General features: G+C 39.6%; 24 protein-coding genes and 1 pseudogene. 19 read left to right on the top strand and 6 right to left on the bottom strand.

Going from position 1 to position 22690, the window contains the following annotated elements; all coding sequences use genetic code 11:
- Positions 1 to 156: 156 nt before the first annotated feature.
- Entirely contained in the window at positions 157 to 243 is an 87-nt protein-coding gene (locus tag EFK13_RS21255; RefSeq protein ID WP_106610765.1) for a putative holin-like toxin, read from the bottom strand.
- 155 nt (positions 244 to 398) lie between these two features.
- Between EFK13_RS21255 and EFK13_RS13270 the strand changes: the two genes are divergently transcribed.
- The 16 genes and pseudogenes from EFK13_RS13270 (at position 399) to EFK13_RS13195 (ending at position 13919) form a co-directional block, all read left to right on the top strand.
- Positions 399 to 848, top strand: a complete 450-nt coding sequence (locus EFK13_RS13270; protein WP_129508172.1) for a phage tail assembly chaperone — start codon at positions 399 to 401, stop codon at positions 846 to 848.
- A gap of 41 nt (positions 849 to 889) precedes the next feature.
- Positions 890 to 1027 carry a hypothetical protein gene (locus EFK13_RS13265; RefSeq protein WP_129508173.1) on the top strand — a complete coding sequence of 46 codons (138 nt, stop codon included), beginning with the start codon at positions 890 to 892 and terminating at the stop codon, positions 1025 to 1027.
- Positions 1028 to 1029: 2 nt separating this feature from the next.
- Positions 1030 to 5786, top strand: a pseudogene (locus EFK13_RS13260) (transglycosylase SLT domain-containing protein).
- Entirely contained in the window at positions 5779 to 6438 is a 660-nt protein-coding gene (locus tag EFK13_RS13255; RefSeq protein ID WP_021480096.1) for a LysM peptidoglycan-binding domain-containing protein, read from the top strand. Before EFK13_RS13260 ends, EFK13_RS13255 begins: the two are co-directional and overlap by 8 nt.
- Before the next feature lie 12 nt (positions 6439 to 6450).
- Positions 6451 to 7431, top strand: coding sequence for an XkdQ/YqbQ family protein (locus EFK13_RS13250; RefSeq protein WP_088679318.1), 981 nt, complete (start codon positions 6451 to 6453; stop codon positions 7429 to 7431).
- Positions 7428 to 7694: a DUF2577 family protein gene (locus tag EFK13_RS13245; RefSeq protein ID WP_024122153.1), complete on the top strand. Its 267-nt coding sequence runs from the start codon at positions 7428 to 7430 to the stop codon at positions 7692 to 7694. Before EFK13_RS13250 ends, EFK13_RS13245 begins: the two co-directional genes overlap by 4 nt.
- A gap of 12 nt (positions 7695 to 7706) precedes the next feature.
- Entirely contained in the window at positions 7707 to 8132 is a 426-nt protein-coding gene (locus EFK13_RS13240) for a DUF2634 domain-containing protein (protein WP_017697465.1), read from the top strand.
- Positions 8125 to 9171, top strand: coding sequence for a baseplate J/gp47 family protein (locus tag EFK13_RS13235; RefSeq protein WP_088679317.1), 1047 nt, complete (start codon positions 8125 to 8127; stop codon positions 9169 to 9171). The genes EFK13_RS13240 and EFK13_RS13235 overlap by 8 nt, the downstream gene beginning before the upstream one ends.
- On the top strand, positions 9155 to 9733 hold the full coding sequence (locus tag EFK13_RS13230; RefSeq protein ID WP_129508174.1) for a YmfQ family protein: 579 nt from the start codon (positions 9155 to 9157) through the stop codon (positions 9731 to 9733). Before EFK13_RS13235 ends, EFK13_RS13230 begins: the two co-directional genes overlap by 17 nt.
- Positions 9730 to 10002: a hypothetical protein gene (locus EFK13_RS13225; protein ID WP_010330114.1), complete on the top strand. Its 273-nt coding sequence runs from the start codon at positions 9730 to 9732 to the stop codon at positions 10000 to 10002. Before EFK13_RS13230 ends, EFK13_RS13225 begins: the two co-directional genes overlap by 4 nt.
- A gap of 3 nt (positions 10003 to 10005) precedes the next feature.
- Positions 10006 to 11100 carry a hypothetical protein gene (locus tag EFK13_RS13220; protein WP_088679315.1) on the top strand — a complete coding sequence of 365 codons (1095 nt, stop codon included), beginning with the start codon at positions 10006 to 10008 and terminating at the stop codon, positions 11098 to 11100.
- 9 nt (positions 11101 to 11109) lie between these two features.
- Positions 11110 to 11445, top strand: a complete 336-nt coding sequence (locus EFK13_RS13215) for an XkdW family protein (RefSeq protein WP_129508175.1) — start codon at positions 11110 to 11112, stop codon at positions 11443 to 11445.
- Positions 11442 to 11606, top strand: coding sequence for an XkdX family protein (locus tag EFK13_RS13210; protein WP_103750555.1), 165 nt, complete (start codon positions 11442 to 11444; stop codon positions 11604 to 11606). The genes EFK13_RS13215 and EFK13_RS13210 overlap by 4 nt, the downstream gene beginning before the upstream one ends.
- A gap of 87 nt (positions 11607 to 11693) precedes the next feature.
- Positions 11694 to 12587, top strand: a complete 894-nt coding sequence (gene xepA, locus EFK13_RS13205; RefSeq protein WP_129508176.1) for a phage-like element PBSX protein XepA — start codon at positions 11694 to 11696, stop codon at positions 12585 to 12587.
- 46 nt (positions 12588 to 12633) lie between these two features.
- Complete coding sequence (locus EFK13_RS13200; protein WP_032725170.1) at positions 12634 to 13056, top strand: phage holin family protein; 423 nt, start codon at positions 12634 to 12636, stop codon at positions 13054 to 13056.
- 44 nt (positions 13057 to 13100) lie between these two features.
- On the top strand, positions 13101 to 13919 hold the full coding sequence (locus EFK13_RS13195) for a peptidoglycan recognition protein family protein (protein WP_129508177.1): 819 nt from the start codon (positions 13101 to 13103) through the stop codon (positions 13917 to 13919).
- A 57-nt stretch (positions 13920 to 13976) separates the two neighbouring features.
- Here the strand turns inward: EFK13_RS13195 and EFK13_RS13190 are convergent.
- From EFK13_RS13190 to EFK13_RS21170, 3 genes are all read right to left on the bottom strand, one after another.
- Positions 13977 to 15127, bottom strand: a protein-coding gene (locus EFK13_RS13190; protein ID WP_129507417.1) for an IS3 family transposase whose coding sequence is annotated in 2 segments (ribosomal slippage) — positions 13977 to 14854 and positions 14854 to 15127 — 1152 coding nt in all. Because the reading frame shifts where the segments join, the coding sequence is not laid out codon by codon here.
- A 118-nt stretch (positions 15128 to 15245) separates the two neighbouring features.
- Complete coding sequence (locus tag EFK13_RS13185; RefSeq protein WP_014664698.1) at positions 15246 to 15533, bottom strand: hypothetical protein; 288 nt, start codon at positions 15531 to 15533, stop codon at positions 15246 to 15248.
- A 13-nt stretch (positions 15534 to 15546) separates the two neighbouring features.
- Entirely contained in the window at positions 15547 to 17472 is a 1926-nt protein-coding gene (locus tag EFK13_RS21170; RefSeq protein WP_129508182.1) for a ribonuclease YeeF family protein, read from the bottom strand.
- A gap of 462 nt (positions 17473 to 17934) precedes the next feature.
- Here EFK13_RS21170 and EFK13_RS13175 point away from each other — a divergent pair, with 462 nt between their 5' ends.
- The 3 genes from EFK13_RS13175 (at position 17935) to EFK13_RS13165 (ending at position 21021) form a co-directional block, all read left to right on the top strand.
- On the top strand, positions 17935 to 18807 hold the full coding sequence (locus EFK13_RS13175) for a LysR family transcriptional regulator (RefSeq protein WP_129508183.1): 873 nt from the start codon (positions 17935 to 17937) through the stop codon (positions 18805 to 18807).
- Between the two features lie 389 nt (positions 18808 to 19196).
- Positions 19197 to 19865 (top strand): aspartate/glutamate racemase family protein, encoded by a 669-nt coding sequence (locus tag EFK13_RS13170; RefSeq protein WP_129508184.1) that lies wholly within the window; start codon positions 19197 to 19199, stop codon positions 19863 to 19865.
- Between the two features lie 88 nt (positions 19866 to 19953).
- Positions 19954 to 21021: an isocitrate/isopropylmalate dehydrogenase family protein gene (locus EFK13_RS13165; RefSeq protein ID WP_129508185.1), complete on the top strand. Its 1068-nt coding sequence runs from the start codon at positions 19954 to 19956 to the stop codon at positions 21019 to 21021.
- Between the two features lie 406 nt (positions 21022 to 21427).
- Here EFK13_RS13165 and phrE read toward each other — a convergent pair whose 3' ends face one another.
- The gene (gene phrE, locus EFK13_RS13160; protein ID WP_014114495.1) at positions 21428 to 21562 is read right to left on the bottom strand and encodes a phosphatase RapE inhibitor PhrE; all 135 of its coding nucleotides are present in this window, start codon (positions 21560 to 21562) and stop codon (positions 21428 to 21430) included.
- Positions 21552 to 22679, bottom strand: a complete 1128-nt coding sequence (gene rapE / locus EFK13_RS13155; RefSeq protein ID WP_129508238.1) for a response regulator aspartate phosphatase RapE — start codon at positions 22677 to 22679, stop codon at positions 21552 to 21554. The genes phrE and rapE overlap by 11 nt, the downstream gene beginning before the upstream one ends.
- Between the last annotated feature and the right edge of the window lie 11 nt (positions 22680 to 22690).

The following is a 22690-nucleotide window of genomic DNA, read 5'->3' as shown; positions in this document are numbered from 1 at the left end:
AAACATGTATTTCTTTCAAAAGAAATGCATAAAATAAAAAAATACCGGAGTGCGGCAACACCCCGGCCTGTACAAATGCTGGCTCCTCATTGGAGCGCTGGCTATGAAGGTACGTATGGACCTACCCTAGAAGTTTCTCAGGCCTCAAAGGGTGGTCTATTTCTTTTTGTCTATATACGTCAACAAGGCGAGAATAAACATTCCCGTTCCAAGCATTAAACTAAGTGCTTGAAATGTCGACATAGGCGTCACCCCCTTTCAGGGGATTTAGCCAGCAGACCACCTTTGAGTTAGCCGTGCAAATGTACAGGAATAATTATACACTAGACAACCATTTTTGTGGTTGTCTTTTTTTGTTGGCCTAAAATTGATTCTAATTTCAGAGGAGCTTGATAAACATGAGCGAAAAACAAAACGAAAAAGTATACGATCTTTCATTCTTTATGCCAGGACAAACAATCGAAGCTGAAGAAGTAAAAGTGCCGATTTCTAAACGATTTGTAGACAAAGAAGGCAATGTTGTTCCATTCATTTTCAAAGCCATTACGACTGAACGAATTGACGAGCTGGAGAAAGAGAATACGACTTACAAGAATGTAAAAGGCCGTGGCCGTGTGAAGGACTTGGACAGCCAACGCTTTTATGCTCGTATTGCGGTTGAAACGACTGTTTACCCGAACTTTAAAGCTAAGGAACTACGTGAAGCGTACAAAACAGAAGATCCAGTGGAAGTCGCCAAACGTGTTCTTTCTGTCGGCGGTGAATATACAAATTGGCTAAACAAAGCAATTGAAATCAATGGATTTGATGATAATCTCGAAGACCTTGAAGAAGCGGCAAAAAACTAGTAAAAGACGGGGACAAAGAGACTGTATATCTTTACTATGCTATGCATGAGCTCAAATACGCCCCGTCAGAATTAAGAGAACTATATGAGGCTCCGAAAGAATTCAAGGCGCTCTTATATGGGTTAATCAGTTATAAGCTTGAGCTGTTAGAAAAAGAAGCGAAGAAGGGAGGTAATTAACTATGGCTAAACTAACAGCGACGTTTGAATTACATGATAAGATTTCCCGCAAGCTTCGAATGATACAAGGCAATGCTGAAAGACTTAAGAGGGCTGCTAATGGTCCTCTCATTTTTGAGGCTGAAGATCGGACTGAGAGAGTTATGCAGCGAATTGACCGATCAGCCAACCGTTTGACGGCTCGGGCTCGATCGCTTGAAGTGGATTTAGATGATCGAGTTTCGAATGGCTTACATTCTATACGTCAGCAAGCTGAGGATCTTACCGAGGGCAGGCATGAGGTGACGGTTTCCGTAAATGATCAAGCTACACCACGTTTTCGTTTAATCCGTGGAGGTCTCTCTGATTTGAATCGCTCGCACGCGGAGCCAACTGTTTCGGTTCGTGATCATGCTTCAAACCAATTAGATCAGACCCGTCGTCATGTGTCTGATGTAGATAGCGAACATGCAGAGCCAACTGTTTCTATTAAGGATAGAGCTTCAGCAGCTCTGGATGCAATTGAAGAGAAAATAGACAGCTTGAAGGATGCTACCATTACTCTGGCAGTGGCAGGTGGTTTTTCTGCAGGATCAGTTATGGGCTCTGGTAAAAGCACAATGTCTCAGGATGCTTATGTGTCAGCAACTTCAAACGTTAATAAGAAAGATGTTGCAAGAATGACGGATCAGATCTATTTCAACAATAAAGCTGGCAGTTCTCGGGAAGAAGTCAGTTTATCTCTAAGAAACTTATCGCAACAGACAGGGGCGTCTAAAAAAGCTCTTGCTGAATTGACTGAGTCGTCAAGTAAGATTGCCCAGCTTATGAATGCTGATCAGGCTGAGGTAGATCGTGCTTTCAGTTCAATGTATAACAACTTGAAATTGTCCGGGAAACAAAGCGGAGACTTAATTGCTTATGTTTATCGGAATGCAGGTGACCAGGCTGATGATTTATTGGACACAATGAATGAATACAGTTCCACTTTTAAAGACTTGAAACTCACAGACGGGCAAATTGCAAACGCTATGATAAAAGGAACAAAGGGTGGAGCCAGAAACTTCGATAACCTAGCCGATAGTATGCGTGAGTTTAACATCCGCCGAACCGAAATGTCTGATAGCCAAGTGGATGCATTTAAAACGCTGTTCGGAGACAAGGAAACTAAGAAAATGTTCAAGGGCTTCAAAGATGGTTCAATAAGCGGAGAGGAAAGTTTATTTAGGGTGGCAAAAGCCCTTTCTAAAGTGAAAGATAAAACAAAGCGGGCTGCTATTGCGACTGAGCTTATTGGAACACAGTACGAAGATCTTAAACAGCCGATCTTGGATATGGCTGAAGGTATTGGTACAAGTGCCAAAACAAGCGGTGAATTGGAACGAAGCTTTACGAAACTTCGGGATAATAACCCGATGACACCGGTTAATGATGCCATGAGAGATTTTGAAAGCATATCTAAGGATATGGGAACTTCTCTGCTAACTGGATTAGGGCCAGCCTTTGATAAAATCAGCTCGTTCATTAACAGTAAAGAAGGTCAGGAAAAACTTAAAGAGATCAAAAAAGATATTGCCGATCTTGGTGAGGAGATAGGTGATAAGTTAAACGTCGCCATTGAGTGGAGCGTCAACCATTGGGATGATTTGAAAACAGCGATTAAAGTTGTGATCCCTCCTTTAATTGGGTTGATTGGTTATTTGAAAATACTACGTCCGTTGTTAAAAGGCATAGGTACTGTCGGAAGTGATGCAGCAGGCGTAATCCGAAAGCTAATTCCAAAACGTACTCCTGAAGCTACTGCTAATACGCGAAGTGAAAGGAGGTACAGAAACAGTAATCGTAATCCCAGCACAAGAAGCAGAGAATCCAAAACTGCCACAAGTCCAACGAGTTTACCTCGTAGCGGCAGCTTAACATGTTGCTGTTGTAGTGATGGAGGTAAAAATGATCGCATTCGTAGAAGACGAGGGAAAAGAGTTTTAGGTCAACGCAGTAATCCAAACCGAATGAACCCTTCTGACAGATCAATTACTGTGTCATCTGGACAATTGGAGAGAAGGCGTTCCAGTAGAACTGTAAGTACTAATCCAACCAGAGGATCAAGACCAGCAATAACCACTACGAGATCAGAGCTATACTCAGCTGGTAGAGCTGCAGGCGGTACATCGAAGTTCGGAAAAGTCTTAAGTCCTCTGAAAAGTGTTGGCAAGTTTGCAAAGGGAGTCCCTGTATTAGGAACAGCGTTAGCGGCAACAGATTTAATTGGGATGAATAAAGACAATGTTGGTGAAAGGATTGGATCAGCTGGCGGTGGCCTTGCTGGGCGGCTACAGGAGCAGCTATTGGCAGTGTTATTCCAGGAGTGGGAACAGCCATTGGTGGAATAGTTGGTGGTATAGCAGGCACCATGGGTGGTTCAAGTTTAGGTAAAGCGTTTGATGGTTCAGAAGTAAAGAAGAAACTAAACAGTACATTATTTGATCAAAAATGGTGGTCTGAAAAATGGTCCGGCATTAAGAGTAATGCGAAGACTTCTCTCAATGGGTTAAGTGATACATGGTCTCATGTAAAAGAAAAGGTGAAGTCTACTTTATTTAATAGTGAATGGTGGTCTGAGAAGTGGTCTGGTGTTAAAAGCTGGGCACAAGACAAATGGAATAGTGCATCATCTGTTTGGGAGTCCGTAAAGGGAAAAATAAAATCCACTTTATTTAGTGAGAAGTGGTGGTCAGGAAAGTGGGAAGGCGTAAAAGGTTGGGCTCAAAGTAAATGGGACAGCGCGTCTTCTGTTTGGCAATCTGTTAAAGGAAACCTGAAATCCACTTTATTTAGCGAGAAATGGTGGTCAGGAAAATGGGAAAGTGTAAAGAGCTGGTCAAAAAATAAATGGGACAATGCTAAATCAATATGGAAAAGTGTTAAGAGTTCCATCTCAGAAACCCTTTTTAGTAAGAAGTGGTGGTCTGAAAAGTGGCAGAGTGTAAAGGAATTGGGAAGCAGTATTTTAGGCGGGGTAAAAGAAGTTGGTGGTAAAGTAGCTTCAAGTGCAAAAAAAACTGCTGGTAAAGCGTGGGGATATGTGAAGAGTGGCGTAAATTATTTATTTGGTTCGGGAAAAGAAAAGCCAAAGAAACATGCTACTGGTGGTTACATTACGAAGCCAACAATATCTTGGATTGGTGAAGCTGGTAAAGAATTCGTTATCCCTGTTGAGAATAATAAAGGTCGCGGCAAAATGCTCCTTTCTCAAGCTGCTTCGAAATTAGGGATGAGTGTGGTTGATGATATAGCGTCTGCTTCATCTGCAGGAGGTGAACCAGCAACTTCCCCGCTAATCAGTAGAGCGGCGGTGACTGCTTCTGTATCTCCTATCATTGACACATCCAGTCTGGATGAACAAGCGACTTCATTTGGTCAACAGTTCACTAAAGGCTTTAATCAAGGAATTGGAGATCATGTTGTTTCTATTGACGCTTGGAAACAGAAAAACGTTGGCCAGCCAATGAACAATTTAATCTCTTATTCTCCGAATTATGGAAAGCAAGTGGTTAATGGCTATGCTAAAGGTCAGAACAGTACTTTAACTGGTACAGATGGCTTCTTGCAGAAGAAGGTTAAAACACCATTCCAGAACACCGTAAATAAATCCTCTTCATGGGGAAGTGGAACGGTCAAAGGTTTTGCTTCAGGACAAAATAGTACTCAAACTGGTACTGATCAATATGTCAGCACTCATATTAACAAGCCGTTTATCCGCTCTAAAGAATCATCAAACGGATGGGGAAGCGGTATGATCGGTAATTTTGTTTCAGGCATGACTTCTAAGGCAAGTGAAGTCCATGAGACTGCCAAGGAACTGGCGAAAAAAGTTGAGAAGGCATTTCGTGAAGAGCTGGATATTCATTCACCTTCCCGTGTCATGATGAGTCTCGGTCGTTTTGCCTCTATTGGTATTGTAAAAGGTCTGGATTCTGTGGATGTGAAAAAGTTTGCTGAAAAACAAGCAGGTTCACTGGCTGCTGCTTATTCCGGAATGGGAGCAGTTAGCGGAAATGTGAAGCAATGGCTTATGGCAGCTATCATGGCAACAAAGACACCAATGAGCTGGCTCCCAGGGCTGATGACAATTGCTCAGCATGAGTCAGGCGGTAATCCAAAGGCAATTAACTTATGGGATAGTAATGCGAAAGCAGGGCATCCATCTCAGGGACTCATGCAAACAATCCCAAGTACCTTCAACGCACACAAATTGCCGGGCATGAATAACATTCTTAACCCGATTCACAACGCTGCTGCTGCGATTGGCTATATCAAAAGCAGATATGGATCAATTAATAATGTACCAGGCATTAGAAGCATGAGACACGGAGGTCCATATGTTGGCTACGCTAACGGCGGACTTATTACCAAAGAACAGATTGCACGTGTCGGTGAAGGAAACAAAAGGGAATGGATCATTCCGGAGGAGCGAGGCATCCGTGGACGTTATTTATTAGCCCAAGCAGCTAAGGCACTCGGAATGGAAGTCACAGACCCATCTCAAAAAGGTCAAACTGAATTATCTTCCGGTCAGGTAACAGCAGCTACAACAGGTAGTCAGCAAACAACTGTTACAGCATCAGGAGGTAAAGAGGTTATTATTCAATTTAATGGCGATCAGCATTTTCACAATGACAAAGACATGAACAGCCTTGTAGCTAAGATTAAGCAGGCCCTTGTCGATGAGCTTGAACAGGATATCAACATTGGAACGAAGGGAGTCGTTGCTTTTGACTAAATCCATATATGAATTCTGGATTTCGCAAGGGAAGGACAAGCTGCGGCTTCCTGTCCTTCCTGAACAAATTGATATTTCAAACACAATTCAAAATGAATCAGTAAAAGTGGCTAGTTTTGGGGAGATCACTTTTATTGATAAACCGGGAGCGAAAGAAATTTCGTTCTCTTCTTTTTTTCCAAAGAAACACAGTCCGCTTGCTGAGTATAAAGGATTTCCTTCTCCTGAAAATGCTATTGCAAAGATCGAGAAATGGGTGAAATCTAAAAAGCCGGTTCAATTCTTAATTACTGGAACGAAAATTAATTTAACTTGCAGTATCGAGGTTTTTTCTTATAGCGAGGGCCAAAAAGATATAGGTGATCGTGATTATGAAATAAAGCTGAAGGAATACAAAACTGCTTCGCCGCGGAAGATCAAGCAGAAGAAAAAGACGAAGAAGAAACGGCCATCTAAATCAGCTCCTAAAACGTACACCGTTAAGAAAGGCGATACACTGTGGGACCTTGCCGGCAAATTTTATGGAGACAGCACAAAATGGCGCAAGATCTGGAACGTCAATAAAAAGGCTATGATCAAACGAAGCAAACGGAATATCAGGCAGCCAGGGCACTGGATCTTTCCTGGTCAAAAATTAAAGATACCGCAGTAAGCAGGTGATGACATGATAGAACTTTTCGTCATTAAAGAAACGGAGTGGCTTGAGCTGGTAACTGAAAGTGTTTCTCTTGAGGGACAAAGGTATCAGGCACCTCGATCGATCACAGCAAAGATCATAACGAAACAAGGAACCCATTCATATTACAGCGTATCAGAAGGGGATACGGTTCTGTTTAAGTGGAAAGGGAAAGAGCTGTTTCGAGGTATTGTGTTTTCTCGCAATCCGGAAGAACATGGGCTGACCTTTACGGCTTATGACATGCTGCAATATCTGGTTAAGAACAAAGATGTTTATGTGTTCTCCAATAATCGTGCAGACGAGATTATTAAGCGCCTGGCAAGAGATTTTCAAATTCCAACGACATCCATTGCAAATACAGGTTACACCATTAAATCATTAGTGTTTAAAGATGATACGAGCCTTTATGACATGATTCTGAAAGCCTTGAAACAAACGAAGAGCCAAACCGGAAGGAATTATCAATTATATTCGGCGAAGGGGAAGCTCGGCCTTCGCGCTTGGCCTGATCCGTCAGAAGTATGGGTGCTAGAATCGGGTGTGAACATTACTGGTTATCAATACAGCACTTCCATTAATGACACAGCCACAAGAGTAAAGCTGCGGCGTCAGAAAGACAATAAAACTTATACGGCTACCGTAAGTGACAACACGGGTATCAGCAAATACGGCGTGCTTCAGTATGTTGAAACAATATCAGATAACATTAACCAAGCACAGCTTCAGCAGCGTGCGAAAGTTAAACAGGCACAGAAGAAAGGCGTCAAAAAAGAACTCAAAAGTATTCAAGCAATTGGGATTCCAGATCTTCAGAGCGGTTTGCCCGTCTATATTTCAATTCCGGAAGTCGGGGTTAAGAAAACATACTGGATTGATACAGATAAACACGAATTTAAAGGATCGACACACACGATGACCATTGATGTGGTTGAGAAAAATTCTATCCCTGATGGTGTTTCCTCATGAGATTAAGTGAAGCAATCAAACATTTGGCTGTCGGTGCAGTTGATTCTGAGTCACCAGTGGATATTATGCCGGCTGAAGTGGTTTCCGTTTCACCTATTGAAATAAAGCTTAATGAAAGTGACAAATTAATAATACCTGCCGATTTGATTATTGTTCCAAAGCGGCTGCGGGCCGGTGAAGAAGAAGCATTGAATACAGGTGAGCGTGTGATGATTGTCTCCTTAAAAGGCGGGCAATCATTTTTTATTCTCGACAAAATATAGGAGGTGTTTGGAATGGCTTTGTCTCCGGAAATCGAGTTTGAGGATATAGAGGATGACAGCGAGGTCATAGAGACCTCGCAAACCTACAAAATAGATTTTGAAAATGGCTGTATCACAAATGAAATTATCACAGGCCTTGAAGCGATTAAGCAGTTTGTATATCTGTCTCTCCATACTGAGCGATATGCATATTCTGTTTACAGTCATGACATTGGAAATGAGCTTCAAGACGTGCTGGCAGATAACGAAACAACAGACGCATATAAGAAAATGGAGATCCCTCGGCTGATAGAGGAAGCACTGATCTATGACGACCGAATTTCTGCTGTTACAGATTTTGAAATAGATAAACAAGGCGAATCGTTCCGTGTCTCCTTTACAGTCGAAACTGACGAAGGAACATTGGAGATCGAGGAGGTGCTTGGCGAAGATGTTTGAAGATCAAACCTTTGAAGTGATTATGGATCGTATGTTGAACAGCATTTCAGCGGACATTGATACAAGGGAAGGCAGCGTGATTTATAATGCCTTAGCTCCTGCAGCCGCAGAATTGGCCAAGTCTTACATTTGGCTCGATACGGTGCTGGAACTTGTCTTCTCGGACACAGCACAAGGAGAATTCTTAGATCGTCGTGCTACTGAAGCCGGCATCGAGCGAACGGCTGCCACAAAAGCAGTCCGGGCAGCGGAGTTTACTGAAGGTGTGACCATTCCTGTAGGCTCTCGCTTTTATGTTGATAATCTTTATTTTCAATACACAGTTGACGGGACGTTGGAATGTGAAACAGCCGGAGAAGCGGGGAACGCAAATATTTCCGGCCAGAATCTATTGTCATTAGACACCGTACCAGGACTCCAAAAAGCGATTGTGAAAGAGATTTTAATCCCTGGAAGAGAAGAAGAGGATGATGACAGTTTAAGAGCTAGATATTTTACCCGCGTGCGTCGGGAAGCTGTCAGTGCCAATAAAGCTCACTATAAACAATGGGCTGAAGAAGTAGACGGAGTAGGAAAGGTAAAGGTCTTTCCGCTTTGGAACGGGGACGGCACAGTCAAAATTGTCGTGACCAATGCTAACTTGGAACCTGCTTCCGATATTTTAATATCAAAGGTGAAAAACTATATTGATCCTGAACCCGGACAAGGTGAGGGACAAGCGCCAATAGGTGCCTTTGTCACAGTGGAGAGTGCGGTATGGAAAGAGGTTGAGATTTCAGCCGAGGTACTTCCCGAGATCAATAACTCTATCGATCAGGTAAAGCAAGAAATCGAATCAGGTGTTTTAAATCTTTTTAAAAAGATTGCTTTTGAAGATAACGTCATCCGTTTATCGCAGATTAATAATATCGTCTACAATTCACCTTCAGTAAGTGATTACGCAGATATTAAAATCAATGGCGTAGCCGAAAATTTGGTTCTGAGTGACGTCGAAATCCCTAAATTGGGGCAGGTGAACATCATTGAGCAAACTCGATGAAATGGCTGCTTACCTGCCGCCGTTCCTTATCAAGTTAAAGGAAATGGCTGAACTTCTTAAAGCGGAAGCTCCGGAATTTGAGAAGCAAAATAACAGCATCTTTGATCTGACAGATCAGCTGTTTGTTACTACAGCAACCTGGGGGCTTGAACGATGGGAAAAGATTTTGAACGTACCGCGGGAATCAGGTGACACCGATGAGATCCGCCGATTGCGCATAATCTCTAAAATGTCCAATATACCGCCGGCAACATATAAGGCTATTGAACAGGCATTAAATCGGTTCCTGAAAAATCCGTCTGCTCAGGTCAGGCTACTTCAAGGACAGTACCGTTTTAATGTTGATATTGATATAGATGATATGCAGCATATGAGCGAGCTCATAGAGACACTGGAGAACATGAAACCGGCTCACTTGGCGTATACTTTGCGAGCTGCTTTAAATGAGCCGCTCCAGATAAAAGATACTGTCATTTTGAATAACAGACGATATCGAAAGGTAAGTGAGCTGATGGTGGGTTATTCCGTCACGCTCAATAATAACGAGGTGGTTTTACCATGATTACGCAAGTTTATAGAGAGCGTACAGCTGCAGATTTGAAAAGTAGAATATCGAAAGTGCTGCTGAATGGGAATGAAACAAAGATTGTGGAAATAACCATTCAGGGCGCAGTTGTTACAGTGCTTACCCATCGGGAAGAAGATATCAAACACATTGAAAGTGTTCAGGTCCTTGATGAACAGAACAACGTGATTACGGAAAGAACTACAGATTTAGATGTAAGTAACAATAGAACGCTGGACTTTAGATTTACTTTTGAGGTGGTGTAATAAATGGCATATGAAGCAAAAACAGACTGGCTGCCGGACGATCCGATTAATGAAGATGATGTGAACCGTTGGGAGAAAGGTATTCAAGATTCGCATAAAGATTTAGCTGTACATAAAAATGACATGAACAACCCTCACAATACAACAAAGGCGCAAATTGGGCTAGGGAACGTAGATAATGTACAGCAAGCTTCAAAAAAAGAATTTGAAGAGCATCATAATGATTTACAACGGCACATAACACCAGTAGAGCGGGAGAATTGGAATGCGAAAGAAACAACTGTCGGAGCCCAGGAAAAAGCTGATAAGGCTTTATCGGATGCAAAACATTACGTGGATACCAACTACAAAAATAACAATCTAACATTAATTTCTGGAGACAATGCTATTCAAGATGCAAGAACAGGAGGGGAAGAATATCCGTTAGGACTGACATTAATGGACATTGGTCAGGGCAATAATACGGGCTATCCTTTGGGTTATGGCATTGTCAAAAATGAAAAATATAATAATTACCGATTTACGCAATACTTTTATGGGACAGGAAATGAGTCTGGGACTTACTACAACAGTACAGGAGTTTGGATTAGACACTGGTGGAGTGGTTCAGGCTGGACAAAATGGGAGAAAATATCGGGTTTTGCCCATGCAAATGTGGGAACTACAGGTATTCAATACTTAAAAAAAGTTGACCATACTAAAATAGCCTTCAATAGAATAATCAAGGACAGTCACAATGCTTTTGACATTAAAAATAACCGGTTTATTGCACCGAATGATGGGATGTATTTAGTTGGTTCAGGAATTTATGTGATAAACTCTCCTTCTTATATTAACCTTCATTTAAAAGTTTATTTGAATGGAAAAAAATACAAAACTCTACATCATATTCGAGGGTACTATGAAAATAGAGATAATGAAATGTACCTTGGTTTAAATGGTAATGCAACTGTCCCAATGAACAAAGGTGATTACTTAGAAATCTGGTGTTATTGTAATTACGTAGGAAATGATCAAAGGGGCGTGGACGATAAGGATGGATCGTTTAACTTTATTGACATACAGGAATTAGGCGGGAGAAATTATCCAAGATTTTAGGAGGTAACGATGAATATAGGCGAAGCTATCCTTTTTAAATACCCAACAGCTGATCCCACAAAGGATTTTATTGTCCAGAATAATGGTGATGGAACTCCCTCATATATAGCGGAGTGGAGTATTAGGGCACCTATACCAACTGAAGCAGAGTTAAAATCTTGGTGGGAAGAGCTTCAGAATACATCTGCATATGAACCACCAGTTCAAGTGGATCTACTCGCGAAAGAGTTATCTCAGGAGAAGCTAGCTCGTAAACAGCTTGAAGAATTAAACCAAACTTTGGGAAGCGAGCTCTCAAAAATAAAGTTGCAACTGCTTACTCTACAAGGAGGGAAAGATTCATGAATTATTGGGTGCTGGCTTTGCATTATAACTGGGCTTCTTTTGAAATGGTGAAACAGGCAATTCATTATAAAGATTGCTCGCCTGAGGATTTACAAAAAGGGGTAGAGAAAAAACTCATTACAGCTGAGCAGTATAAAGAGATCACAGGAGAAGCCATTTAGGGCTTTTTTATTTTGCCTTAAAGGGGGTGGTTCCGTTGTAAACCCATGCTCACCACTAATGATCTACTATAGCAAGGAGGATTTTCTATGGCATCATATAGTTTTCAATTCCCAACAGATGCAACGGGTAAGCCAGGAGCGGCTAAACCGTACAGAGAAGGGAACCAGGATTTTATAGTACCCGTGGCTACTATTTCAGGTAATGCGGAGCTGCTAACGAACGCAGTTTTAAAAGCGACTGAAGCATACACGCAATATGGCCAAGATCGATTAGGTCAGGTTTTAATTTCAAAAGTGAAAGGTCATGCTTATTCTGATCGTGAAGGCACCTTATTCATTGAAGAAAGTAACGATATGAATTCATGGACCACAGTCTCTTCATTGGTCGTTAAAGCAAATACGCTAGGCGAGACTGAATGGATTCATTTAACTAAACGCTATTTCCGTTTCAGATACGCAAATGGTAACCTACAGCAATCTGAATTTTTACTGTACCAGTCATTGGGCGCAGGTGAAGAGGATATAAATATTAAACAAGCTGTTCCTATTACAGCAGTTGCTCCGCTGTCAGTCGAGTTAGATAAAAGCGGCTTAACTGATGATGGTCGTTTAAAAGTTCAGACTGAAGGCCTGAACTTTAGCTCATTAGACACTCAATCAAAAACAATGGATATTGTCTTTCACGATAAAACAGAAACCATAGGTGAGGGTAACCCATTCACCGTTGGATCATTCAAAACGTTACTCATTGAGGTTTATGGGACGGCTGAGACAAGTGAATTGAAGTTCTGGGGTAAATCCTTATCGGGAACAAAAAGAGCCCTTAGAGGGCAGAAAGTGGATGACGGAACGTTTGCCACTAGCACAAAAGGAAAATCTGAAGCCTGGTCTTTTGACATTACCGGTTTTAAAGAAATTGTTATGGAGCTTACAGCTTTAACAAATGGAAACTTTTCAGTTAGAGGGACGGCCGTCTCATAAGATCCGGCTGTCCTATTTTTATTTGCCTCGGAGGAGGTGATTAGAAATGGAGGAGACAAGTTTGTTTATCAATTTTGAAACATTAGATTTAGCAAGAGTATATTTATTTGGAGGGGTGAAGTACCTTGATTTACTTCTAGTTCTTAGCATAATTGACGTTTTAACAGGAGTAATTAAGGCATGGAAATTCAAGAAGCTGCGAAGCCGGAGCGCATGGTTTGGATATGTCCGCAAACTACTCAATTTCTTTGCGGTCATTTTAGCAAACGTTATTGATACAGTCCTCAATTTAAACGGTGTCCTAACTTTTGGTACCGTTCTTTTTTATATTGCTAATGAAGGCTTGTCAATAACTGAAAACTTAGCACAGATCGGTGTTAAAATTCCTTCAACAATAACAGATCGATTACAAACAATTGAGAACGAAAAAGAACAGAGTAAGGATAACGCAGACAAAGCTGCTGGCTAAGCCAGTGGCTTTTTTTATTACACAGACAGAGGGGGAGAGGATATATGGCCATTAAAGTTGTAAAGAATTTAGTCTCTAAATCAAAGTATGGATTGAAATGTCCTAATCCAATGAAAGCTGAATATATCACTATTCACAACACTGCGAATGATGCTTCAGCAGCCAATGAGATTTCTTACATGAAGAATAACTCTAGCTCAACGAGTTTTCACTTTGCAGTAGACGATAAACAAGTCATTCAAGGAATTCCAACAAATCGTAACGCTTGGCACACAGGAGATGGAACAAACGGTACAGGGAATCGTAAGTCGATTGGTGTCGAAATTTGTTATAGTAAGTCAGGAGGGGCGCGATATAAGGCAGCGGAAAAGCTTGCTATTAAGTTTGTGGCGCAGCTGCTTAAAGAACGCGGCTGGGGCATTGATCGTGTCCGTAAGCATCAAGACTGGAACGGTAAGTATTGCCCGCACCGTATTTTGTCAGAGGGAAGATGGGACGAGGTTAAGGCTGCCATTGAAAAAGAATTGAAGGCGCTAGGTGGGAAAACAAGCACAAGTAAAACAAGCACAGCCAAAAAGAAAACAACAAGCTCAAACAGTAAAAAATCGTCCTACCAGCTCCCGCCCGGTATTTTCAAAGTGAAGAGCCCAATGATGAGAGGGGAAAAGGTAACTCAGATTCAGAAAGCTCTAGCGGCTCTTTATTTCTACCCGGATAAAGGAGCGAAAAATAACGGCATAGACGGCTTTTATGGTCCGAAAACAGCAGATGCAGTTAGACGATTCCAGTTAATGCATGGCCTTTCTGCTGATGGAATTTATGGACCTAAGACTAGAGAGAAAATTGAAGCGTTAATGAAATAAAAAAGGCTCTCTTTTCGGGACTGACCCCCGTTTTTGAGACAGGGATCAAAACACCTTTTAAACAGCCAATTGCCGATAGTTTATCGGTGATTGGTTGTTTAGTTTCGTTTGAATACGAATATTGTTATAATAATGAATGTATTCTGTGACAGTGCGTTCTACGATGGCGGTCGTAGTTCGATCAATGCTGTTAAGATAGAACGTTTCAGACTTTAGTAAGGAATGAAACGATTCGATGGAGGCATTATCAGCGGGCGTCCCTTTGCGGGACATGCTCATGATAATGCCTTTTGTGTTAACAGCTTTTTGATACTCGTAGGATGTATACACAGAACCTTGGTCGCTATGTAACACGCAGTTCTCAGGCAATGTTGGCAGCTGCTCAAGTGTGTCTAAGACAAAGTCTGTGTCCTGCTTATCGCCAATCGTATAAGCAATCACTTCTCCATTGTATAAATCTAATATACTGGAAAGGTACAATTGTTTCTGCCCATAAGGCAAATATGTGATGTCCGTTACTAGTTTTTCAAGAGGGCGATCAGACTGAAAGTTCCGATCCAATATATTATCGACTACGGCATATGGCTGCCCATTCTTCTTACGCTTTTTCACCTTAACCCGGCACTGCCACTGATTTTTCTGCATAATACGTTGAACCGTTTTATGGTTGATACGCATTCCCTTTTTTAAAATGGCTGTGATTTTCCGATATCCATATCGATACTTGTGCTCTCGGCACAACGTACCGATTTGTTTTTCCAAATGTCGCTTGGGATGATCCTTCATCCGATTCTTCTTCCAACGATAATAAGACGCTCGAGAGATACCTAAATGAATACAGATATCCTGCACGGTCATTGTGCTGCGCAATACTTCTACAAGTTCGACTGACGTTTCGCTATCAACTTCCTTTCCAATTCGTTGTACTTTTTTAACACTTCATTCTGTTGTCTTAGATAACAATTCTCTGCCTGCAGTTTCTCTAATTCGGAAGAATACTCCGGACCTTTTCCGTAAGTGTATTGCTTTCCAACAGGCTGTTCGAATCGATGTGTATCACCAGCCTTATGCCATCTAACCCATGTCTGAACCTGTGTCTTATTCTTAATATTCAATTTCTGCATGATCTCTTTCATAGGTACGCCTGCCAATCTCATTTCTACAGCCTTCTGTTTCACTTCAACCGGATAACTCACTCTTGTCCCCATAGAAAAAACACCCCCAAGTCTAATTTCGGATAACAATCATCCGTTTTCAAACTTGAAGGTGTTTTTATTTGTCTCATCTTATGGGGTCAGTCCCTTTCAAGAGGCCTTTTTTATAATATTAATCCTCAATATTTTCGATTACCTGTCTAACCATCTCATGTATTTGGTCAAACTGCCATTCTATATCACCTATTACTAAATGTAACTGTAGTAATTCAGAAGTTAGTTTTTCTTTATCTTCAATTTGACTTAAATTAGCTAAAATTTTATTCATTCTTTCATCTATTTGCGGAAGTTCTTTAATATTTTCCTCTTCCTCTAAAAGTTCTTCTGTTGAAATTAATGTACTATTATATTTTTCATTTAATTCTTTTAAAGCACTAAAGATTTTATCAATATTTTTCATCTATTTTAACCACCTATTTTAATTTTCTTCCAATGGCATTCTTAGTCTTAACTTCGTTCAATGTTCCATCCAAATTCAACACTACTCTTAAATTTCCTCTTTTATCGAAAACTTCTAAATGATCCTTGTGCAAATTATCTAAATAAAATCTATCGCCTTTTTTCAGATACGGATTATCCAATTTTTTATTAACTTCATAGATTGATTGGCCTTGGAATTGATTTTTTGTTTTTGTAACATTGTTTTTTATAGTCTTTCCAAATCCATCATTAAAAAATTCTTTCATATTCGATACGGATTTAGCTTCACTGGTTATCTTACTACTATTAGCATTCCCCTTAGAACCATGATCAACATCAAAAGACTTTTTAATTTGTTGAATTGTATCTTGTCCAGATTTTTGTAAGTTTAGCACATTTATAGGAACATCACTAGCTAACAGAAGTTCTTTAGCAAAAGGATTTGGTATTGACTCTAAACCTTTTTTTAAAAGTTTCCCAAAGTCTTTGGTGTCTTTTACTACTTTTTTTGATGCAGATTTACCAACATTTCCGGCACTGTTTACCCCTTTTTTACCCGACTTGCTGATTCCCTTCTCTGCGACTTTCCCGACCTTTGAAACGACGGATCCACTCTTTGTAACAGCACCACCGCCGCCTGATATGAATAGGCTGGCTACATTCAAAGTGAAATATGTGGTGTAGTGCGATTGTGAATACATATCTCCGTGTACAAAGTTTTTGTCCCAGCTTTCTTTTACCTCATCCCAAGTAGAATCCCAGGCTTTTTTATAGTCGAATTCAAAAACGGACTTTATCGTTCCTTTTGGATCTAAACCGAGATCGATCCCGAATTTTGCAATTCCTAAAAGTCCTTTACCAGTTTCCTTCGAAAAATCATAATATGCCATTTGTTTGCCTTTATAGTATTCATATACTGGACCTAGATATTTTTTACCCGCTGCATCTATAGGGGCTAAATATTCTTTAACCGTCTTCTCTGTATCATCTATACCGGCTAATAAACCTTCATATACACCGTCAATCTGTTCTTTCAAAATATCCTTGGTCGCTCGAAGAGGATTATCCCAAAACTCGAGGGATTTAACATACTCCTGTTGTTCAGTGGTGAGGTTGTCGTATCCAATCTCTTTAGCAACTTTTAGATACTCGTCAGGATCATCAACCAACGTATTGAGCTTTTTCTGTAATTCTTTGATTTCCCGTTCTTGTTCTTCTTTCTTCTTAATCGTCAAATAAGCTTCCGTTCGCTTCTCAATATCGCCTTTTTTCTTATGTATATCACTCTCACGGTACGCCTTGGCGTTGTAGTGAATGGGTGTAGCGTTTTTGCCTTTGCCCGTTGCTTCTTGGAGCTTTTGGAAGTCTGACTTGATGAATTGTTCATTTGGTTCTGACATAGCATATTCTGTCAGTAAATCTTCGTCAAGGTCACCTAGTTTTTCAATTGTTTTTTTGCGTTTATCATTGGCATCTGCAAGCTCATCCTTGAAGGTTTCTGTTGAAAACAAGTCGAGCGGGAGGATGTCGTCGATATCGTTTAGAATATCTTTCATGGCTTTTTTCTGTTCAGACATGATGGACTTTGATTTTTTATGGGCGTTAGCCAGTTCATGTTCTAAAAAAGATTCTTCAATATAAGCATCAGAGAGACCTTTGTCCTCGACAGCCCCGGCAATGCTATTAAAAAACGCGATCTTCATGTCAATGTAGTCGATCCATTGATCAGTTACACCAACATGATCGTGATAGAATGCTTTAATGTTATTAGCGCCTTTACCTGAGAATTCGCTGTCGTCAAGTTCAGCAACGCTTTGTAAAGCTTTTCTCAAGTTGACCATTTGCGTCCTTAGTTCTTTATATTCTTTGGCGCGGTCTGTAGCTTCAGACATAAGTGTTTTAGCTTCAAAGACTTTCATAATCATACCCTCTCATTTAATCATATAACAAAATATTACCATGGAAGAAAGATGAAACTAACTGTTATGTGGATCAAATGGTGGAAATGAATCATTCGATCTGTGTCTTTTGACCTATTTCGGGGGATTGGGATAATTGGTCGAGAGTTTCTTGATGTCTCCTGAAACTCGCTTTCTCTACTTAAATTAAAAGAAAAAGATCAAACTTGTTGGTATTCAAAGTCAAGTCATTACCTATGAATTATTTGTGGTATACCTATTGATTAATAAAAAACTTCATATTAAAAAAGAAGAAGGAACAAAAAAATACGCATTTAAAAGGGTTCTGGTGCAAAAAATTAAGTGGGCCCACACTATTGAAATATGAAAAGAAGTTCCGACATAGTCAGATAACTTTTAGATTATGAAATATAATGTGAATCTTTAAAATATTTGATTGAAAAATCAAAGAGGAGAAGGAAAGTGGAAAAAAGAGATTGGATCATTTTACAAACCGTTTACGAAGAAAAAAACATTACAAAGGCAGCAGAACGTTTATTTATTTCACAGCCAACTTTAACTTACCGCCTTCAGCAACTTGAAAAAGAATTTAATATTAAAATTTTAAATAGAGGTAGAAGAGGTGTGGAATTTACTCAGCAAGGAGAATATCTTGTTACCTATGCAAAAGACATGCTAAGCCAATTGAAAATAATGGAAGAGAACTTATGGAATATAGGGGACCATATTCATGGAACCATTCGTTTAAGTGTCTCTAGAGCTTTTGCTTTATATAAGCTGCCGCATATCGTGAAAAAATTTACTGATATACATCCATTTGCGCAATTTTCCATCAAAACTGCATTAAACTTAGAGGTCATTAAATCAGTTTATAAGCAAGATGCACATATTGGTTTTGTCAGGGGAGAGCATCATTGGAGCAACGAAAAGAAAATGATCAGCCAGGAGACCATGTGTATTATTTCTAAAGAAGAAATAAAGTTTCATCAAATTCAAAGGCTAAACAGAATTACTTATAATACGGATCCAGCATTAAACATGGTGATCGATAATTGGTGGAATCAACATTTTAATAAACCTTCGAATGTCTTAGTTCATACAGATAATATGGAAGTTGCAAAAAAATTGGTTATGAAAGGTATTGGATACGCAATTGTTCCGAGTACAGTTTTAGAAGGTCGTGACTCACTGCACACAATCGTTTTAAAAGATAAAGAAGGCAACCCTTTAATGTGGCGGACTTGGATGCTCTATCTAAAAGACAATTTAAATTTATCTATGGTAAATGAGTTTGTTAATCAAGTTGAAAGGTTTTCAAATATAGATTCTGTTTAGAAACGAACTTAGCTTCAGCAAAAGCAGTAGGCTATAACAACACTATTATTGCGTCAGACAGAGGTCAAATTGAAAACCCTCTTTGGAAGGATTATATTAATGAGTATATACAATACTTTAAAGACAATGGTGTCTCTTAACAAGATATTGATGCCATGACAAACAAACCTAGAAAAACTATTAGGGTATGCTAACGAATAATGCAGTAACCATCGAAAAATTCTATCGGATTTCATTATAAAGTGATATTTTATCTATTTCATAGTTTGTCTTACAGTAAAGATAATAGGGTGGCTTATATAAATTTCAATAACGTACACTCTGTTTTTTAAGGAATTGTAAGCGTTATATAAAAATGAATGCTGTGGGACACAAAAGGAGGGACATCATTGACAAAACTTCGCATTGGATTAATCCATGCCACAATGAATTCAGTTGCTCCAATCCATCGGGCTTTCTCCATGCATTCAGAAGACGTAGATCTCATCAATTTTATGGATGAAGGATTGATTTACGAGCTGAATACAACAAATAAAATTACAACACGGATGATCTTGCGGCTTTGTGAATTAGCTGGAAAAGCAGTAGAAAGTAACGTGGACGCTATACTATTTACATGTTCATCTTTTACGCCTTACATAAGCAGAATAGCGTCTTTGCTTCCTGTTCCTGTTCTGCCATCTGATATTAGTATGCTTCAGGAAGCAGTGAAAAGAAGTGCAAATATAAGTATTGTGGCAACTGTTCAGACTGCAGCCCCGACAACAAAAGAAATGCTGTTCGAACTGGCAAAAATGCACAAGAAAAAGATAAAGGTTAACACGTATTTCATTCCTAAGGCATTTCATGAGCTTCAGAAAGGTAATGAATCAGGTCATGATAAACTCATTCAAGAAAAAATTGACGAAATAGACGCCTCCAGCGAAGTGATTATTCTAGCTCAATATTCAATGGCTCGTGCAGTTGAGAAAATAGAAAATCAAAAGGTTTTAACGGGACCACGAATAGGTGCTGATCACGTTATTCGATTGGCAAAAGAATTTAAATCAGGTTCATAGTTAGTGGGACGGTTAAAGAGCCGTCTAAACTGTTTACAGCTTTTTATTTTATATTTTGTAAGCGAATTAGTATCAAGGAGATGGTTATATGACAACATATCGCATTGGAGTTTTACATGGAGATGGAATTGGACCGGAAATTGTAAAAGCGACAACTTTGGTGCTGAAGGCCGCAACTCAAAAAGCAGATATGTCTTTGGATTTGGTTGATTTACCAATGGGATGGGATGCAATAAAAAAATATAATGATCCAATGCCAGATGTAACCGTAAAAGAATTAGAGAAGTGTCATGGATGGATATTAGGCCCACATGATTCTGCTGCTTATCCAGAAGAACACAAAGAAAAACGTAACCCAAGCGGAGAACTTCGTCACCATTTTGACCTTTATGCAAATATAAGGCCGGCAAAGACAATACCTGGAACGAAAAGTGTTGTAGGGGAAGCAGATTTGGTCATTTACCGTGAAAATACTGAAGGCTTCTATGCTGACAGAAATATGTATATTGGTGTAGGAGAATGGCAAATTACGCCGGAGGTGGCTGTATCAACAGGGGTTTTTACTAAAAAAGCTATTTCACGTATCGCACATGTAGCATTTCAAAGTGCGATGGAGCGCCGTAAGAAAGTTACCATCGTCCACAAAGCGAATGTAATAAGACTTGGATCGGGTCTCTTTTTGAATACGTGTCGTGAAGTCGCAGAACAATACCCGGAAGTAGAAGTAGATGATTATCATATTGATGCAATGACCGCGCATTTAGTTCGTCGTGCAAAAGATTTTGATGTTATTGTGACGGAAAATATGTTTGGGGATATTCTTTCGGATTTAGCAGGCGAGTTAGTTGGCAGCTTAGGACTTGCACCGTCAATTAATTCAAACGCAAAGCAGGCAATGGCACAGGCTGCTCACGGTTCGGCACCTGATATTGCAGGGAAAAACATCGCAAACCCTATTGGAATGATGCTTTCAACAGCTATGTTGTTTGAATGGCTTAATACTCAACACCATGATAAAAAACTGAAAGAAGTTGCAGAACTAATAGAAAATTCACTTTTTGAAACCGTTAGGGCTGGAATCAAAACAGGAGATCTTGGTGGTAAATCTTCAACATCAGAGTTTGCAGAAGCAATTGTAGAGCGGTTCAGCCTTTAAGATGGGAAAAATGATAGTTTAGTAAGAGATTTAGTAGATTATTATCAAAACACCAATGGTTTGAGGCTATTGGTGTTTTTTTAAATCAAGTTTAATATTCTTTAAACAATTTAACATCATGTATTTAAATATTTTGGACAAACAGCTGTTACATAGCATTACTCAAGGGGTGATGCATTTTATGAAGGTGATAATCATCGAGGGACCTCAAACTGACAAATGCATTAACGATTGCTATACATAGGAATAGAATTTCTGCTGTTTTTTATTTGCTCGGGCAGAGGAGACAATAGTGAAAAATTTATACTATTGTATGTAGGTCAACAATTAGCTTATCTTTCTTAGAAATAAGAAAAAGCCGTTATGAAACGGCTAAAGGGAATTAGAACTAATGTTGTTTATCGAATCAAACAAGGAATTCATGAGTAGGTGCTAGAGTTACATTCCGGGATGCTTCCTTCATTTCGCCATTAGACATAGATCCGAAAAAGGCAAGTCCAATTAAAACGGCGGATAAACTGATAAACAATTTAGATTTCATACATGCATTCCCCTTTCGATATTTGCTTTTGAGCATATACCATCTTCTTGAAACAGATGATACTATCCTCTATTTTTCCATTATAATCGAAAAGGTTTCCTCCTAACAATGCCAGCTCTTCCAGATAAGGGTATCCTTTGCCGTTCTCTAAACGAGAAAAAATGTTGAGGAGTTTAGGTGTATCGCCATTTCTTATATAAAGAACGTCTAATGCTTCAAATAAGTTCATAAAAAGTTCGTCTTTAAAATCTACAGCACTTCTGATTCCTTTGCGGAAACACTCTAATGCCTGTTCTTTTTTGCCTTGTTTAAAATAAATCAACGCTAGATCATGATAGGCCTGTGGAAGTACGTCAGAGTTTATTTTTCTGTATTGTACCAAGGCTTGTTCGATGTAACGTGCAGCCTTATTTAAGTTGTCCATTTTGTGATAGCAGTTACCGAGATTGAAAAATGCGGTGGCATAGATGTGAGTATTTTTACTTTTAAGCAGCTCAGCACCTTTTAAAGCTTCTTGAAGGTGGGGGAGAGCTTTTTCATGGTTTTCAAGGTCATCGTAGTTACCGGCAATGACAAAATGGCACTGAATACGCCGAACAGAATAAAGTTCATGTTTTTTATAGATGTTGTATGAAAGTTCAGCGTAGTGCATTGAGATATGAGTCATTTTCATATGATAATAGACTTCGGATAACTTAAAATAAAACTCAGCTTTTTCAATCTTGTCGGAGATCGTTGGAATTTTACGTTCAGCTTTTTTGTAATATGTAATGGCCTTCGTGTATTCACCGTTTCTAAACTCATACATCCCGCGGAAGAAGTTATAATAATATGCCCGCATATTGTCTAGCTTCTTCTTATGCCCTTCAATTTTCTTTAAATATTCTGAAAGTTCCATTCGATTTTCATCAGATGGCAGCGTGTATTCCAACATAATTTTATGGCGAAAGGCCATTAATTGATAATAAATAAGCAAATCTTGATCTTCTTCCATAACCTCTATATCACGTTCGATTTCAGCTTTTAACATTTCAGCATCAGTAACGTTGAATTTTTGAATATGCCTATGCCATTCATTAATCTTCATTCCCACTTCAGCTGATGTGATTGATATCAAGATATTCACCC

Source organism: Bacillus cabrialesii (assembly GCF_004124315.2).
Lineage (GTDB): Bacteria > Bacillota > Bacilli > Bacillales > Bacillaceae > Bacillus > Bacillus cabrialesii.
The sequence above is the reverse complement of the archived record's forward strand: the minus strand, read 5'-3'. Positions and strand labels throughout refer to the sequence as shown.